18 protein-coding genes are annotated in these 16,327 nt (G+C 55.7%); 11 read left to right on the top strand and 7 right to left on the bottom strand.

Annotation, left to right across the window (positions count from 1 at the left end; translation table 11 throughout):
* Nucleotides 1-2 precede the first annotated feature (2 nt).
* Nucleotides 3-482: a pantetheine-phosphate adenylyltransferase gene (gene coaD / locus L3069_RS00665; protein ID WP_022646622.1), complete on the top strand. Its 480-nt coding sequence runs from the start codon at nucleotides 3-5 to the stop codon at nucleotides 480-482.
* A 2-nt stretch (nucleotides 483-484) separates the two neighbouring features.
* Here the strand turns inward: coaD and mutM are convergent, their stop codons facing one another.
* The 4 genes from mutM to radC form a co-directional block, all read right to left on the bottom strand.
* Entirely contained in the window at nucleotides 485-1,294 is an 810-nt protein-coding gene (gene mutM, locus L3069_RS00660) for a bifunctional DNA-formamidopyrimidine glycosylase/DNA-(apurinic or apyrimidinic site) lyase (protein ID WP_003860879.1), read from the bottom strand.
* Nucleotides 1,295-1,366: 72 nt separating this feature from the next.
* The gene (gene rpmG, locus L3069_RS00655) at nucleotides 1,367-1,534 is read right to left on the bottom strand and encodes a 50S ribosomal protein L33 (protein WP_003024094.1); all 168 of its coding nucleotides are present in this window, start codon (nucleotides 1,532-1,534) and stop codon (nucleotides 1,367-1,369) included.
* Nucleotides 1,535-1,556: 22 nt separating this feature from the next.
* Entirely contained in the window at nucleotides 1,557-1,793 is a 237-nt protein-coding gene (gene rpmB / locus L3069_RS00650) for a 50S ribosomal protein L28 (protein WP_002436699.1), read from the bottom strand.
* Between the two features lie 217 nt (nucleotides 1,794-2,010).
* Nucleotides 2,011-2,676, bottom strand: coding sequence for a DNA repair protein RadC (gene radC / locus L3069_RS00645; RefSeq protein WP_038415024.1), 666 nt, complete (start codon nucleotides 2,674-2,676; stop codon nucleotides 2,011-2,013).
* A gap of 173 nt (nucleotides 2,677-2,849) precedes the next feature.
* On the opposite strand from radC, the gene coaBC reads away from it, so the two are divergent.
* From coaBC to slmA, 3 genes are all read left to right on the top strand, one after another.
* Nucleotides 2,850-4,061 carry a bifunctional phosphopantothenoylcysteine decarboxylase/phosphopantothenate--cysteine ligase CoaBC gene (gene coaBC, locus L3069_RS00640; RefSeq protein ID WP_088581797.1) on the top strand — a complete coding sequence of 404 codons (1,212 nt, stop codon included), beginning with the start codon at nucleotides 2,850-2,852 and terminating at the stop codon, nucleotides 4,059-4,061.
* Nucleotides 4,039-4,497 (top strand): dUTP diphosphatase, encoded by a 459-nt coding sequence (gene dut / locus L3069_RS00635; RefSeq protein WP_015570042.1) that lies wholly within the window; start codon nucleotides 4,039-4,041, stop codon nucleotides 4,495-4,497. Before coaBC ends, dut begins: the two co-directional genes overlap by 23 nt.
* Before the next feature lie 121 nt (nucleotides 4,498-4,618).
* Nucleotides 4,619-5,215 (top strand): nucleoid occlusion factor SlmA, encoded by a 597-nt coding sequence (slmA, locus tag L3069_RS00630; RefSeq protein WP_003860901.1) that lies wholly within the window; start codon nucleotides 4,619-4,621, stop codon nucleotides 5,213-5,215.
* Nucleotides 5,216-5,297: 82 nt separating this feature from the next.
* Here the strand turns inward: slmA and pyrE are convergent, their stop codons facing one another.
* Together pyrE and rph are read right to left on the bottom strand one after the other, a co-directional pair.
* Complete coding sequence (gene pyrE / locus L3069_RS00625) at nucleotides 5,298-5,939, bottom strand: orotate phosphoribosyltransferase (protein ID WP_038415022.1); 642 nt, start codon at nucleotides 5,937-5,939, stop codon at nucleotides 5,298-5,300.
* Between the two features lie 66 nt (nucleotides 5,940-6,005).
* Nucleotides 6,006-6,722, bottom strand: a complete 717-nt coding sequence (gene rph, locus L3069_RS00620) for a ribonuclease PH (RefSeq protein WP_015570044.1) — start codon at nucleotides 6,720-6,722, stop codon at nucleotides 6,006-6,008.
* Between the two features lie 125 nt (nucleotides 6,723-6,847).
* Here rph and L3069_RS00615 point away from each other — a divergent pair, with 125 nt between their 5' ends.
* Both L3069_RS00615 and L3069_RS00610 read left to right on the top strand, forming a co-directional pair.
* On the top strand, nucleotides 6,848-7,711 hold the full coding sequence (locus L3069_RS00615) for a YicC/YloC family endoribonuclease (RefSeq protein WP_038415021.1): 864 nt from the start codon (nucleotides 6,848-6,850) through the stop codon (nucleotides 7,709-7,711).
* Between the two features lie 205 nt (nucleotides 7,712-7,916).
* On the top strand, nucleotides 7,917-8,534 hold the full coding sequence (locus L3069_RS00610; protein ID WP_023299016.1) for a trimeric intracellular cation channel family protein: 618 nt from the start codon (nucleotides 7,917-7,919) through the stop codon (nucleotides 8,532-8,534).
* A gap of 2 nt (nucleotides 8,535-8,536) precedes the next feature.
* Here the strand turns inward: L3069_RS00610 and ligB are convergent, their stop codons facing one another.
* Nucleotides 8,537-10,207, bottom strand: a complete 1,671-nt coding sequence (gene ligB / locus L3069_RS00605) for an NAD-dependent DNA ligase LigB (RefSeq protein ID WP_038415020.1) — start codon at nucleotides 10,205-10,207, stop codon at nucleotides 8,537-8,539.
* A gap of 251 nt (nucleotides 10,208-10,458) precedes the next feature.
* Between ligB and gmk the strand changes: the two genes are divergently transcribed.
* From gmk to recG, 5 genes are read left to right on the top strand one after another with little or no spacing between them, the layout of a single operon-like run.
* Nucleotides 10,459-11,082 (top strand): guanylate kinase, encoded by a 624-nt coding sequence (gmk, locus tag L3069_RS00600; RefSeq protein WP_006177710.1) that lies wholly within the window; start codon nucleotides 10,459-10,461, stop codon nucleotides 11,080-11,082.
* Between the two features lie 54 nt (nucleotides 11,083-11,136).
* A complete protein-coding gene (gene rpoZ / locus L3069_RS00595) occupies nucleotides 11,137-11,412 on the top strand; it encodes a DNA-directed RNA polymerase subunit omega (protein WP_000135058.1) in 276 nt (91 codons plus the stop codon).
* A gap of 19 nt (nucleotides 11,413-11,431) precedes the next feature.
* Entirely contained in the window at nucleotides 11,432-13,546 is a 2,115-nt protein-coding gene (gene spoT / locus L3069_RS00590; RefSeq protein ID WP_022646616.1) for a bifunctional GTP diphosphokinase/guanosine-3',5'-bis pyrophosphate 3'-pyrophosphohydrolase, read from the top strand.
* A 4-nt stretch (nucleotides 13,547-13,550) separates the two neighbouring features.
* Nucleotides 13,551-14,240, top strand: a complete 690-nt coding sequence (gene trmH, locus L3069_RS00585; RefSeq protein ID WP_032622047.1) for a tRNA (guanosine(18)-2'-O)-methyltransferase TrmH — start codon at nucleotides 13,551-13,553, stop codon at nucleotides 14,238-14,240.
* A gap of 3 nt (nucleotides 14,241-14,243) precedes the next feature.
* Nucleotides 14,244-16,325: an ATP-dependent DNA helicase RecG gene (gene recG / locus L3069_RS00580; protein WP_038415019.1), complete on the top strand. Its 2,082-nt coding sequence runs from the start codon at nucleotides 14,244-14,246 to the stop codon at nucleotides 16,323-16,325.
* Nucleotides 16,326-16,327 lie beyond the last annotated feature (2 nt).

Raw genomic sequence — 16,327 nt, 5'->3', positions numbered from 1 at the left:
CCATGAGCACAAAAGCGATTTATCCGGGTACCTTCGATCCGATCACTAACGGTCATCTTGATATCATCACCCGTGCGGCGTGTATGTTCGACAAGGTGATTCTGGCCATTGCCGCCAGCCCGAGCAAAAAGCCGATGTTCGACCTGAACGAACGCGTGCAGCTTGCCACCGATGCGATTTCGCATTTGTCGAATGTTGAGGTCGTCGGATTCAGCGATTTGATGGCAAACTTTGCCCGTGCTCAGCAGGCCAATATCCTGATCCGCGGTCTTCGCGCGGTAGCAGACTTCGAATATGAAATGCAGCTGGCGCACATGAACCGCCATCTGATGCCGGAGCTGGAGAGCGTATTCCTGATGCCCTCCAAAGAGTGGTCCTTCATCTCTTCTTCGCTGGTAAAAGAGGTGGCGCGCCATCGCGGGGACGTTACCCACTTTCTGCCGGTTAACGTCCACCAGGCGTTGATGGAAAAGTTAAAGTAACCCTACTTCTGGCACTGACGGCAGTAAAACGTGGCGCGCTGAGCGTGCTTCGTGGCAATAATCGGCGTCCCGCATGCTCTGCACGGTTCCCCCTTACGACCATAAACCTGCAACTCCTGCGCAAAATAGCCCGGCTTCCCGTCGCTTTGCAGAAAATCCTTCAGTGTCGTCCCGCCCTGCTCAATTGAGCGCAGCAGTACCGCTTTAATCACTCTGACCAGCAGCTCGCACTCCTGCGCAGACAGCGAAGAGGCCAGCCGATCGGGATGGATCCCGGCGGCAAACAACGATTCGCTGGCATAGATATTCCCCACGCCCACGACCAGCTTGTTATCCATCAGCCAGGGTTTAATCGGGGTTTTCTTTTTCGCGCACTTCTCTTTGAGATAATCTGCGTTAAACGCCTCTGAGAGCGGCTCAGGTCCAAGATGCGCCAGCACGTTGTGCCCTTCCAGCTCTTTGGTCCACAGCCATGCGCCAAAGCGACGCGGGTCGGTGTAACGCAGCACCTTGCCGTTACTCATCACCAGATCAACGTGGTCGTGCTTTTCCGCAGGCAACTCTTCGGTGAGGATGCGCAGGCTTCCCGACATGCCCAGATGGATAATGATCCAGCCGTCAGGCAGCTCCAGCAGCAGGTATTTCGCGCGGCGCTGTACGCTCAGGACGGGTTTATCGCTTAACGCGTGGATCTCATCGGACACCGGCCAGCGCAGACGCCCGTTGCGAACGACAGCATGAAGAATAGTCGCGCCAACCAGATGGGGCTCAATGCCGCGGCGGCTGGTCTCTACCTCAGGTAATTCAGGCATGGTTCCTCCGTTGAGATGCAGAATGCAAAAAACCCCGCAGATGCGGGGTTTTTCAATACAAGGAGACTAAAATTATTTGATTTTAGCTTCTTTGTACAGTACGTGCTGGCGTACAACTGGATCGAATTTTTTCAGTTCCAGTTTTTCCGGCTTAGTACGTTTGTTCTTCGTGGTGGTGTAGAAGTGACCTGTACCAGCAGAAGAAACCAGCTTGATTTTCTCGCGAATACCTTTAGCCATGATTTATTTCCTCTTTAAGTACTTAGTACTTTTCGCCACGGGCACGCAGTTCGGACAGAACTGTATCGATGCCTTTCTTATCGATTACACGCATACCTTTAGCAGATACGCGCAGGGTGACAAAACGCTTCTCGCTCTCAACCCAGAAACGGTGAGAGTGCAGGTTCGGCAGGAAACGGCGTTTAGTCGCGTTCAGTGCGTGGGAACGGTTGTTACCGGTCACCGGACGCTTGCCAGTAACTTGGCAGACTCGGGACATGTCTATTCTCCAAAAATCAAATTAGCTCGAGCTTCGTATGGGGTATCGGCGCCTCGTCAGGCTTTACAGCCCGGTCATCGCATAGTTCTATTGAACTCTCGATTGCCAGGCCCAAATGCCAAACCCGAGATTCTCAAAGGTGGCGTAGTATACGCTGACTCGGCGGTGTGCTCAAGTCCCGAACAGACAAAGATCCCGATGGATCGCGAGAAAAGGCCTAAATCCAGCCACGTTCGGCAAAAGAAATGTACTCTCCGCGGCCAATTATCAGATGGTCCAGCACACGAATGTCCATGAATTGACAGCATTTGATAATACGTTCGGTAATTGCTTTGTCAGCTCTGCTTGGTTCTGCACAGCCAGAGGGGTGATTATGCGCGAGGATCACGCCGGCTGCATTCACTTTTATCGCTTCCCGCACAATTTCACGCGGATGCACCTCAACGTGGCTCAATGTTCCCGAAAAAAGGCGGGTATGTTCCAGTACCCGGTTTTTGTTGTCGAGAAAGATCACCATAAAGATCTCCCGCTCCAGATCGGAAAGCTGGCTTTGCAGAAATTCGCGGGTCATATCGGGGGTGAGGATCGGGTCTTCTTCCTCCATACGCACGTTGTAAAATCGCCGGGCCAGCTCCGCAATGCCCCGCAGCTGGGCATATTTCGCCACGCCAATGCCCTCAACGTGCGTAAACGCCTCCAGCTCGGCGGTCAACAATCCATACAGTGAGCCGAAATGCTCTATCAGCTCTTTCGCCAGCGTAAATACCGTTTTCCCCGGCGTGCCTGTGCGTAAAAAGAGCGCCAGCAGCTCGTCGTCCTTTAACAACGTGACGCCATGGCGCAGCATTTTTTCACGCGGTAGCAGCAGTTCAGTCTCTTCCATGCCCGGCCTCCTTCTGTTTGCCATTATGCTGCCACAGGCAAATTCGGGGCTCGACGCTGGCGTTTCGTTCTTGCGTAGCGCCTCGCAAAGTGAATTAAGGACATCATCACCCCGTTTTAGGGATTGTGATAAAATGCCCGCTCTCTGGTGAAACCCAACAGGAAAGAATCATGATGAGCCTGGCCGGTAAAAAAATCGTTCTTGGCGTCAGCGGCGGTATTGCTGCCTATAAAACGCCAGACCTGGTGCGCCGTTTGCGCGAGCGCGGGGCCGACGTACGGGTCGCGATCACCGAAGGCGGCAAAGCCTTTATCACCCCGCTGAGCCTGCAAGCCGTCTCGGGATACCCGGTATCCGACAGCCTTCTCGACCCGGCAGCCGAAGCCGCAATGGGCCATATTGAGCTGGGGAAATGGGCCGATCTGGTTATCCTTGCCCCCGCCACGGCAGATGTAATTGCCCGCGTGGCGGCCGGGATGGCGAACGATCTGGTAACGACCATTTGCCTCGCCACGCCTGCGCCCGTCGCGGTTGTACCCGCAATGAACCAGCAGATGTATCGCAACGCCGCTACCCAGCATAATCTGGATACGCTGGCCTCGCGCGGCCTGCTAATTTGGGGACCGGAGAGCGGCAGCCAGGCCTGTGGCGACGTGGGGCCAGGGCGTATGCTCGACCCATTGACGATTGTTGATATGGCCGCCGCCCATTTCTCGCCTGTCAACGATCTGCAACATCTCAACATCATGATTACCGCGGGCCCCACGCGCGAGCCGCTGGATCCGGTGCGATACATCACCAACCACAGCTCCGGCAAAATGGGCTTTGCAATTGCTGCCGCGGCAGCCAAACGCGGCGCGAACGTGACGCTGGTGAGCGGCCCGGTGTCGCTTACCACCCCTGCGTTTGTGCGGCGTATTGATGTAACTACCGCGCTGGAAATGAACGCCGCCGTACAGGCGCATGCTCAACAACAGCATATTTTTATCGGCTGTGCGGCCGTCGCTGATTACCGCGCCGAAACCATTGCCGACGCCAAAATTAAAAAGCAAGGTGATGAATTAACAATAAAAATGGTGAAGAACCCGGATATCGTTGCCGGTGTCGCCGCATTGAAAACTCATCGTCCTTACGTTGTTGGGTTTGCCGCAGAAACGAATAATGTGGAAGAATATGCCCGGCAAAAACGTACCCGCAAAAACCTCGATTTGATTTGCGCGAACGACGTATCGCTGTCCACGCAAGGATTTAACAGCGACAGCAACGCATTGCACCTTTTCTGGCAGGATGGAGATAAAGTCTTACCGCTTGAGCGCAAAGAACTCCTGGGCCAACAATTACTGGACGAGATCGTTACCCGTTATGATGAAAAAAATCGACGTTAAGATTCTGGACCCGCGCGTTGGCGAGCAATTTCCGCTGCCAACGTATGCCACCTCCGGCTCTGCCGGTCTTGACCTGCGCGCCTGTCTCGATGACGCCGTAGAACTGGCGCCGGGTGCAACGACCCTGATCCCGACCGGGCTGGCGATTCACATTGCTGACCCGTCACTGGCAGCGGTGATCCTGCCGCGCTCTGGCCTGGGCCATAAGCATGGCGTCGTGCTGGGTAACCTGGTCGGCCTGATCGACTCTGACTATCAGGGTCAGCTGATGGTATCCGTCTGGAACCGTGGCCAGGACAGCTTCACCATTGAACCGGGCGAGCGTATTGCGCAGATGGTGTTTGTACCGGTGGTGCAGGCAGAATTTAACCTGGTGGCAGACTTCGACGCTACCGACCGTGGCGAAGGCGGCTTCGGCCATTCCGGGCGCAAATAACCGCCCGACAAACACGCATCTCACAGCGCCATAATGCAATAACAAACCGCAAACGTCAGTTTGCGGGTCGCTGTGTGGTTGCCAGCCTGACAAGTGCGTATTTTCAGGGGTATTTTGTAACATGGCAGAAAAACAAACCGCGAAAAGGAATCGTCGCGAAGAAATACTTCAATCTCTGGCTCTGATGCTTGAATCCAGCGACGGCAGTCAACGCATCACCACCGCCAAGCTGGCGGCCTCTGTGGGCGTGTCAGAGGCGGCGCTGTATCGTCATTTCCCGAGCAAAACCCGGATGTTCGACAGCCTGATCGAGTTTATCGAAGATAGCCTGATCACGCGCATCAACCTGATTCTGAAGGATGAAAAAGACACCAGCACGCGTCTGCGTCTGATTGTGCTGCTGATTCTGGGCTTTGGTGAACGTAACCCGGGTCTGACCCGTATTCTTACCGGCCACGCGCTGATGTTTGAACAGGATCGTCTGCAAGGCCGTATAAACCAGCTTTTTGAGCGTATCGAAGCCCAGCTTCGTCAGGTTCTGCGCGAGAAGAAAATGCGGGAAGGTGAGGGATATAATACGGATGAGACGCTGCTGGCAAGCCAGATCCTGGCATTTTGCGAAGGGATGCTCTCCCGGTTTGTGCGCAGCGAGTTTAAATATCGACCAACGGACGATTTTGACGCCCGCTGGCCGTTAGTGGCAGCACAATTACAGTAACGCCATCGCCGGATGGCGGCTTCGCCTTATCCGGCCTACGAACAGGTAGGCCCGGTAAGCGTAGCGCCACCGGGCAACGCAATTAAACCCCGAACTCTTCGCGATACGCTTTTACCGCCGCCAGGTGATCCGCCATCTCAGGCTTCTCTTCCAGATATGCAATCAGGTCTGTCAGCGTGATGATAGAGATCACTTTGCAGCCATAATCGCGTTCCACTTCCTGAATAGCAGAGATGTCGCCACGCCCGCGTTCCTGACGATCAAGCGAAATCAGCACACCCGCAAGCGTTGCACCGTTAGCCTGGATAATCTCCATCGATTCACGGATCGCGGTGCCTGCGGTGATCACGTCATCCACCAGCATCACGCGGCCCTGCAACGCACTGCCGACCAGATTGCCGCCTTCACCGTGGGTTTTGGCCTCTTTACGGTTAAAGCAGTACGGTACGTCGCGGTCATGTTGCTCCGCCAGCGCCACCGCCGTGGTGGTTGCAATTGGAATGCCTTTGTACGCGGGGCCAAACAGCAGATCGAAATCAATCCCGGAATCTACCAGCGCTTCGGCATAGAAGCGGCCTAACAGTGCCAAATCGCGCCCGGTATTAAACAGCCCGGCGTTGAAGAAATACGGGCTTTTACGACCGGATTTCAGCGTGAACTCGCCAAACTTAAGTACCTGCTTGTTAAGCGCAAACTCAATAAACTGGCGCTGATACGATTTCATGGATTTGCTCCTTTGTCTTTTCAGTCTTACAGGCAAAAAAAAGGCGACTCATTGGTCGCCTTAAAATCAATTTTCTAACGCCGCTTTCTGCGTCGCTACAATAGATTCAATACCCCCTCGGGCCAACGCCAGCAAGGTGAGTAGTTCTTCGTGAGTGAATGGCTCGCCTTCTGCCGTGCCCTGCACTTCAATGATGCGACCATCTTCGGTCATCACCACGTTCATGTCGGTTTCTGCGGCAGAATCTTCAACGTATTCCAGATCGCAAAGCGCTTCGCCGTTAACAATACCAACGGAGACAGCAGCAACCATCCCTTTCATTGGGTTGGTTTTCAGCTTACCGGCGGCAACCAGCTTGTTCAGCGCATCTGCCAGCGCCACACAGGCACCGGTAATGGAGGCCGTACGCGTGCCGCCATCGGCCTGGATCACGTCGCAGTCCAGCGTGATGGTGAACTCACCCAGCGTTTTTAAGTCAACCGCGGCGCGGAGCGCACGTGCGATCAGGCGCTGGATCTCCATAGTACGGCCGCCCTGCTTACCTTTTGCCGCTTCACGGGCATTACGGGTATGGGTTGCGCGCGGCAACATACCGTATTCGGCGGTGATCCACCCCTGCCCCTGACCTTTCAGGAAGCGAGGCACGCCCTCTTCGATGGACGCGGTGCAAAGCACCTTGGTGTCACCAAACTCAACCAGCACGGAGCCTTCAGCGTGTTTTGTATAGTTACGGGTCAGGGTGACGGGACGCACCTGGTTGGCGCTACGACCTGCTGGACGCATGATGGATTCTCCGGCTTGAAACGAATGTGGCTGCGCATTATACGGATAAAGGACGCTTATTCCTATCCTGAGAAGCCCCTGAAAGCTATAATCCCCCCATCTCTCCTTTAAAAACGGGAATGTCTATGATCCGCAGTATGACCGCCTACGCCCGGCGTGAAATCAAGGGTAGCTGGGGTAGCGCTACCTGGGAAATGCGCTCGGTAAACCAGCGCTATCTGGAAACATATTTCCGTATGCCGGAACAGTTCCGCAGCCTGGAGCCTGTGGTGCGTGAGCGTATCCGTACGCGTCTGACCCGCGGGAAAGTGGAATGTAATTTGCGGTTTGAGCCCGATGCCAGTGCCCAGGGCGAACTGATCCTGAACGAAAAGCTGGCAAAACAGCTGGTTAATGCGGCGAACTGGGTCAAAATGCAAAGCGATGAAGGCGAGATCAACCCGGTTGATATTCTGCGCTGGCCTGGCGTGATGGCCGCCGGAGAGCAGGATCTGGACGCGATTACCGCTGAAATCCTGGCTGCACTCGACGGCACGCTGGATGACTTTATCGTTGCCCGCGAAACCGAAGGCCAGGCGCTGAAAGCGATGATTGAGCAACGCCTTGAAGGCGTGAGCGCCGAAGTGACTAAAGTGCGCGCGCATATGCCAGAAGTGCTGCAATGGCAGCGTGAGCGACTTGTCGCCAAACTGGAAGAGGCGGAAGTTCAGCTGGAAAACAACCGTCTGGAACAAGAGCTGGTGCTGATGGCGCAGCGTGTAGACGTGGCTGAAGAGCTGGATCGTCTGGAAGCGCACGTTAAAGAGACCTACAACATCCTGAAGAAGAAAGAAGCGGTAGGCCGCCGTCTCGACTTTATGATGCAGGAGTTCAACCGCGAGTCGAACACGCTGGCGTCTAAGTCTATCAATGCAGAGGTGACCAATTCAGCAATTGAACTGAAGGTCCTGATTGAGCAGATGCGCGAGCAGATCCAGAATATCGAGTAATACCTTTCAGGGTGGTGTCTGGCACATCACCCATTACTTTTTCTAATCCTTATTTATCCTTACTTTCTTTTTCTCCCGCCTTATCACAAGCCCGCCTGCCATGCGTTGATAAATTTCTGTAGGGCAAATCCCCTCGCCTTAGAAAATCTCAATCGTGATCTTGCGCACAAATCGCTAATCTCCTCCTCTTCATTCCGGAGGGTTTATGCTGCTTCACATTCTCTATCTTATTGGCATTACCGCAGAAGCCATGACCGGCGCGCTCGCCGCCGGACGTCGCCGTATGGACACCTTCGGCGTGATCATTATTGCCACGGCCACTGCGCTCGGCGGCGGGTCCGTGCGCGATATCCTGCTTGGCCATTATCCGCTCGGCTGGGTAAAAAACCCTGAATACGTCATTATCGTGGCAACGGCAGCCGTGTTAACCACGATTGTAGCCCCGGTGATGCCTCATCTGCGCCGCTTGTTCCTGGTGCTGGATGCGCTTGGGCTGATTGTTTTTTCCATCATTGGCGCACAAATTGCTCTCGATATGGGTGAAGGCCCGGTTATCGCCACCATTGCGGCGGTGATCACGGGCGTGTTTGGCGGGGTGCTGCGCGATATGTTCTGCAAACGTATCCCGCTGGTTTTCCAGAAGGAACTGTATGCCGGCATCTCCTTTGCCGCGGCAGTGCTTTATGTCGCCTTGCAGCACTATGTCACCAACCACGATGTGGTGGTTATCTCCACGCTGCTGTTTGGTTTCACCGCGCGTATGCTGGCATTGCGCCTGAAGCTGGGCCTGCCGGTTTTTCATTACAAGCACAATGCGCATTAAGGTCAGAACCCGTTAATGTGCTGCTCAGCCAGCCACCTTGCCAGCCTATCAACAGGAGGCGCATGCAGCCAGTTAACGACCTGCTGCGCCTTCTCTTCACCTGTTCCCGGCAAAGCCTGCCAGTCAGCGGCGCTCCGCTGATTCAGCGCCTGCCACGACGCCGCCCCAACCGCATTCAGCGTGGCTTTTGTCAGCGGGATCCCCATCGCTGTGACCCAGCGAATAAAAGGTTGCTTGCGCACCATATTAAAACGATGCCAGAGCGATAACCCGCGCCCGGCGGAAAAGCCAGGCGTGGACTGTAGCTGCGCCTGCGTCAGTGTTAACCACGAAAAAATATGCTCGAAACGATGCGCCTGATGAAGCGTTCGCCAGCCCGCCTCGCCTAACCCCTCGATCCCTAGCCCTTGTTTCGAGCTAAGCCACGTCAACCGGGCAAAGAACTGTTCCATACACGCTGGTGAGGCATAAAAACAGGTCAGCGAGTGGTACTGCAGGGCCGGAGGTTCTGGTTTTTCCCTGTTCGCTCCCCGCCAGACAACTCGATCGAATCGGGGGATCCCCTGCCCGGCGAGGCTTATCAGAACCTGATCGCCGGGAACAATATCCAGCCGCTGCCAGCGTGTGACCGACCCCAGGCTCACCCGCCGCACCTGTTTATCATCAAGCTTTACTGGATCCAGTTCGGCTACAACGGACACCTTGCCCGTTCGCCCGACGCCAAACTGTATCCCTCGTACTTCAGCAACCTGAGCGACAGGCGTATATTTCCATGCGACAACCCAACGGCCTTCACCGGGTAACCAACCGTCGCCCGCGGGTTCATCCGCTGAACGCACCACAATGCCGTCCGTGGCAAAGGGCAATGCTGTTGTATGCCACGCTGAACGCTGCGCTTCGACCGCATTCACAGACGCGGCGGGCAGCGTATAACGCGCCGTCAGGGTGAACCCGGCTTTTGACAACGCATCCAGAGATACCTGCATCTCTTTAGGTCCATCCGGCCAGGCCCAGATAAACACGCCGAGCTGCCTGAGAAGTGCGCTATCGTTATGACGCATCATGGCGCCCGCCACTTTTGCCCGCATGTTCATCCCCCCCATCTGACGCTGGATGTGGTTTTCATGAATCCAGAACAGTTCACCCTGTAAGACGCTATTTGCCAGGGGGCCGGACAGGTTTTGCGGAACAGAGGGGATTGATCGAACCTGCGCCGTCCAGTCTTCACCTTTCACACCGTTGCCACGGCTAATGGCCCGGACAAGCTTCCCGCCCTGGTACACCAGCGTCACAGCCACGCCATCCACTTTGGGCTGCATCCAGAGATGTTGCCGGGCTCGCATCCACTGGCTGAGCTCAGCTTTACTGGCAACCTTATGCACGCCCGTATGCGCAACCGGGTGTGTCACACTACCTGTCAGAGGTGGCGGTCTCTCTTCGGAAGAGACATGACCAAAGCAGCGCTGCCACTGGTTCAACCGCGCGTTAAGCTGATCGTAAACCCCGTCATCAACGTCACTGACTCCCTGCTTCCAGTAAGCATCGTCCCAGCGTTTGATCTGCGCGCTCAGCGCTACAATTTCCTTTTCTGCTTTTGCCTGCGACCATACCGGGCATACCGCTAACCCGGTGCTACACCACAACAGCGCAAACCCGCTTATCCATCGCCACATTATTACCCCTCCTTTGCGTTGGAGGAGGTATAACCCGGTATTGAAAACGACGCGAATGGCAACGTTACGCTTTACGAGGCGTTATCCAGCGTTTCTTTTTGTTGCTGCAAACCGCAGACAAAACCTGAAAACGGCACGCAAAATTTAATCATCCACGGGAAAAAGTGTGACAAAGGCTACGTCACACAGCGGCGACGTGTATAATAAGCCCGTATGTAGGACTTCTTCGTTAACACATACAAAAGACTCTCATGGCTCAAGGCACGCTTTATATTGTTTCTGCCCCTAGTGGCGCGGGTAAATCCAGCCTTATTCAGGCACTGTTAAAAACCCAACCGCTGTACGATACACAGGTTTCTGTTTCTCACACCACGCGAGCACCGCGTCCGGGTGAGGTGCACGGTGAACACTATTTCTTTGTGAATCACGACGAATTCAGAGCGATGATTGGCAGAGACGCGTTTCTTGAACACGCAGAAGTATTCGGTAACTACTACGGTACTTCGCGTGAAACCATTGAGCAGGTTCTGGCGACCGGCGTGAACGTGTTCCTGGATATCGACTGGCAGGGCGCGCAGCAAATTCGTAAGAAAATGCCTGATTCGCGCAGTATTTTTATTCTACCGCCATCGAAAGATGAACTGGATCGCCGCCTGCGGGGTCGCGGCCAGGACAGCGAAGAAGTTATCGCGAAGCGTATGGCACAGGCTGTTGCAGAAATGAGCCATTACGCGGAATATGATTACCTTATTGTGAATGATGATTTTGATGCCGCGCTGAGCGATCTCAAAACTATCCTTCGCGCAGAACGTCTGCGTATGAGCCGCCAGAAGCAGCGACATGACGCATTAATCACCAAACTGTTGGCAGACTGAACCCACTTTCAGTATCATGCCCAGTCATTTCTTCACCTGTGGAGCATTTTAAGTATGGCACGCGTAACTGTTCAGGACGCTGTAGAGAAAATTGGTAACCGTTTTGACCTGGTACTGGTCGCCGCGCGTCGCGCTCGTCAGATGCAGGTAGGCGGTAAAGATCCGCTGGTACCGGAAGAAAACGATAAAACCACCGTTATTGCACTTCGCGAAATCGAAGAAGGTCTGATCAACAACCAGATCCTCGACGTGCGTGAGCGCCAGGAGCAGCAAGAGCAGGAAGCCGCAGAACTGCAGGCCGTAACCGCCATTGCTGAAGGTCGTCGTTAATTAAACCTGCGGGTCGCCCTTGTATCTGTTTGAAAGCCTGAATCAACTGATTCAAACCTACCTGCCTGAAGACCAGATTAAGCGTCTTCAGCAGGCGTATCTCGTTGCACGTGACGCTCACGAGGGCCAGACACGTTCAAGCGGTGAACCCTATATCACGCACCCGGTAGCGGTGGCCTGTATTCTGGCCGAGATGAAACTCGACTACGAAACGCTCATGGCCGCCCTGCTGCATGACGTGATTGAAGATACCCCTGCCACCTACCAGGACATGGAACAGCTGTTTGGCAAAAGCGTTGCCGAGCTGGTGGAAGGGGTCTCTAAGCTTGATAAGCTGAAATTCCGCGATAAGAAAGAGGCGCAGGCCGAAAACTTTCGCAAGATGATCATGGCGATGGTGCAGGATATCCGCGTCATTCTCATCAAACTTGCTGACCGCACCCACAATATGCGCACGCTGGGCTCACTTCGCCCGGATAAACGTCGCCGCATCGCCCGAGAAACCCTCGAAATCTACAGTCCGCTGGCGCACCGTTTAGGTATTCATCACATTAAAACCGAGCTGGAAGAGCTGGGTTTTGAAGCGTTATACCCGAACCGCTATCGCGTGATTAAAGAGGTGGTGAAAGCCGCTCGCGGTAACCGTAAAGAGATGATTCAAAAGATCCTCTCTGAAATCGAAGGGCGCTTGCAGGAAGCCGGTATTCCGTGCCGCGTCAGCGGTCGCGAAAAGCATTTGTACTCTATCTACTGCAAAATGGTGCTCAAAGAGCAGCGTTTCCACTCGATCATGGATATCTACGCGTTCCGCGTCATCGTCCACGACTCTGACACCTGCTACCGCGTGCTGGGGCAGATGCATAGCCTGTACAAGCCACGTCCGGGGCGCGTCAAAGATTACATCGCCATTCCAAAAGCGAACGGATATCAATCTTTGCACACCTCCATGATTGGCCCGCACGGCGTTCCGGTTGAGGTGCAAATTCGTACCGAAGACATGGATCAGATGGCGGAAATGGGTGTCGCGGCGCACTGGGCTTATAAAGAGCACGGCGGCGAAAGCAGCACCACCGCGCAAATCCGCGCCCAGCGCTGGATGCAGAGCCTGCTGGAGCTGCAACAGAGTGCAGGTAGCTCGTTTGAATTTATCGAGAGCGTTAAATCCGATCTCTTCCCGGATGAGATTTACGTTTTCACGCCGGAAGGGCGCATTGTCGAACTGCCTGCGGGCGCGACGCCGGTCGACTTCGCTTACGCCGTGCATACCGATATCGGCCATGCCTGCGTGGGTGCCCGCGTCGACAGGCAGCCTTATCCGCTGTCGCAGCCGCTCTTCAGCGGGCAGACTGTCGAAATTATTACCGCGCCGGGCGCACGTCCTAACGCCGCCTGGCTGAACTTTGTCGTGAGCTCAAAAGCGCGCGCAAAAATCCGCCAGCTGCTGAAAAATCTCAAGCGCGACGACTCCGTTAGCCTGGGACGTCGTCTGCTCAATCACGCGCTGGGTGGCAGCCGCAAACTGGCAGAGATCCCACCAGAAAACATTCAGCATGAGCTGGAGCGTATGAAGCTCGCCTCGCTGGATGACCTGCTGGCAGAGATTGGCCTCGGAAACGCCATGAGCGTGGTCGTGGCGAAGAACCTGCAACAGGGCGAAACGACAGCCGTTCCTGCTAACGCGCAAAATCATGGTCACCTGCCAATCAAAGGCGCTGACGGGGTGCTCATCACCTTCGCCAAATGCTGCCGCCCTATCCCGGGCGACCCGATTATTGCGCACGTCAGCCCGGGTAAAGGGCTGGTGATCCACCACGAATCTTGCCGTAACATCCGTGGCTATCAGAAAGAGCCTGAGAAGTTCATGGCGGTCGAATGGGATAAAGAGACAGCGCAGGAATTTATCACTGAAATCAAGGTGGATATGTTTAACCACCAGGGTGCACTGGCGAACCTGACGGCAGCGATCAACACGGCCTCGTCAAACATTCAGAGCCTGAATACTGAAGAAAAAGATGGCCGCGTTTACAGCGCCTTTATTCGCCTGACCGCCCGTGACCGCGTACATCTGGCCAATATTATGCGCAAGATCCGCGTGATGCCGGATGTCATTAAAGTCACCCGTAACCGAAACTAGCATTATGAATTCAACACGTTACGAGCGAATCTGCGAAATGCTCGCCAGGCGTCAGCCTGATCTGACGGTCTGCATGGAGCAGGTCCATAAACCTCATAACGTCTCTGCTATCGTTCGCACCGCAGATGCCGTCGGCGTGCATGAAGTCCACGCCGTCTGGCCAGGCGCACGTATGCGTACCATGGCCTCCACCGCCGCAGGCAGCAACAGCTGGGTATCCGTGAAAACTCACCAGACTATTGGTGAAGCGGTCTCGCACCTGAAAGGGCGTGGCATGCAGGTTCTGGCAACCAACCTCTCTGCTAAAGCCGTGGATTTCCGTGAGATCGACTACACCCGTCCGACCTGCATTTTAATGGGCCAGGAGAAAACGGGGATCACGCAGGAAGCACTGGATTTGGCTGACCGGGACATCATCATTCCGATGATCGGCATGGTCCAGTCACTCAACGTGTCGGTCGCCTCAGCGCTGATCCTGTATGAAGCGCAGCGCCAGCGTCAGAATGCCGGAATGTACGAGCGCAGCAACAGCATGCTGCCGGAAGAGGAGCAGCAGCGCCTGCTGTTTGAAGGTGGCTATCCGGTGCTGGCTCGCGTTGCGAAGCAGAAGAAATTGCCTTACCCCCACGTCAACGCGCAGGGCGAAATTGAAGCCGATGCCGAGTGGTGGTCCACCATGCAGTACGCAGGGTAAATCATGAAAGGCCGCCTGCTGGACGCCATACCGCTCAACAGCCTGACGGGCGTGGGCGCGGCACAAAGCAGTAAACTGGCGAAGATTGGCCTGCACACCGTGCAGGATCTCCTGCTCCACCTCCCCCTGCGTTACGAAGACCGTACTCAACTTTATAAAATTGGCGATCTGCTGCCCGCTATTTACGCCACCGTTGAAGGGGAAGTGCTGAACTGCAACATCACCTTTGGCGGACGCAAGATGATGACCTGCCAGATCAGCGACGGCACCGGCATTCTCACCATGCGCTTTTTCAACTTCAATGCGGCGATGAAAAACAGCCTTGCCACCGGACGACGCGTACTTGCGTACGGTGAAGCCAAACGGGGCAAATACGGCGCGGAGATGATCCACCCGGAATACCGCGTGCAGGGCGATCTCAGCTCACCTGAGCTACAGGAGACGCTCACCCCGGTCTATCCAACCACCGAAGGCATTAAGCAGGCCACGCTGCGCAAGCTCACCGACCAGGCGCTGGAGCTGCTCGATACCTGCGCCATTAACGAGCTGCTGCCGCCGGAGCTGGCGCAGGGCATGATGAGCCTGCCGGAGGCGTTGCGCACCCTGCACCGTCCGCCGCCGACGCTTCAGCTCATAGACTTAGAAAGCGGTAAACACCCCGCACAACGGCGTCTTATCCTTGAGGAGTTACTGGCTCATAACCTGAGCATGCTGGCACTGCGCGCCGGTGCGCAGCGTTTCCACGCTCAGCCTTTAGGCCCGCATGATGAGCTCAAAGATAAGCTGCTGGCCTCACTCCCGTTTAAACCCACCGGCGCACAGGCGCGGGTTACCGCCGAGATTGAACGCGATATGGCGCTGAATGTGCCGATGATGCGCCTGGTGCAGGGCGACGTGGGTTCCGGGAAAACGCTGGTTGCCGCGCTGGCCGCTTTACGCGCTATCGCCCACGGCAAGCAGGTGGCGCTGATGGCGCCGACAGAACTGCTGGCCGAGCAGCACGCCAACAATTTCCGTAACTGGTTCGCCCCACTGGGGATCGAAGTGGGCTGGCTGGCCGGGAAGCAGAAGGGCAAAGCACGTCTTGCGCAGCAGGAAGCCATTGCCAGCGGGCAGGTGCAGATGATTGTCGGCACGCACGCCATTTTCCAGGAACAGGTGCAGTTTAACGGCCTGGCGCTGGTCATTATCGACGAACAACACCGCTTTGGTGTTCATCAGCGTCTGGCGCTGTGGGAGAAAGGTCTGCAACAGGGCTTCCACCCGCATCAGCTGATCATGACCGCCACGCCGATTCCGCGCACCCTGGCGATGACGGCCTATGCCGATCTGGATACCTCCACCATCGACGAGTTGCCGCCGGGCCGAACGCCGGTGACCACGGTTGCCATACCGGACACGCGGCGCAGCGACATCATTGACCGCGTGCGCAACGCCTGTACGCAGGAAGGGCGTCAGGCGTACTGGGTCTGCACCCTGATTGAAGAGTCTGAGCTGCTGGAAGCGCAGGCTGCCGAAGCCACATGGGAAGAGTTAAAGCTCGCCCTGCCAGAGCTGAACGTCGGTCTGGTTCACGGGCGCATGAAGCCTGCCGAGAAGCAGGCGGTGATGCAGTTGTTCAAACAGGGCGAGCTGCACTTACTCGTTGCGACCACGGTTATCGAAGTGGGCGTGGATGTGCCGAACTCCAGCCTGATGATTATTGAGAACCCGGAGCGTCTGGGCCTGGCGCAGCTCCACCAGCTACGAGGCCGCGTGGGCCGTGGTGCGATCGCCTCTCACTGCGTGCTGCTCTACAAAGCCCCGCTGTCGAAAACCGCGCAGATGCGTTTGCAGGTATTACGCGACAGCAATGACGGCTTCGTCATTGCGCAAAAAGATCTGGAGATCCGCGGCCCGGGCGAACTGCTGGGCACGCGTCAGACGGGTAACGCCGAATTTAAAGTGGCGGATTTGCTGCGTGATCAGGCCATGATCCCCGAAGTACAACGCCTTGCGCGTCATATTCATGAACGCTACCCCGAACAGGCGGCAGCGTTAATTGAACGCTGGATGCCGGAAACCGAGCGGTATTCCAACGCCTGACG

The sequence above is a fragment of the Enterobacter cloacae complex sp. ECL411 genome, assembly GCF_021869665.1.
In the GTDB taxonomy this organism is placed as follows: domain Bacteria; phylum Pseudomonadota; class Gammaproteobacteria; order Enterobacterales; family Enterobacteriaceae; genus Enterobacter; species Enterobacter intestinihominis.
This window is presented reverse-complemented; position numbering and strand designations above follow the sequence as displayed.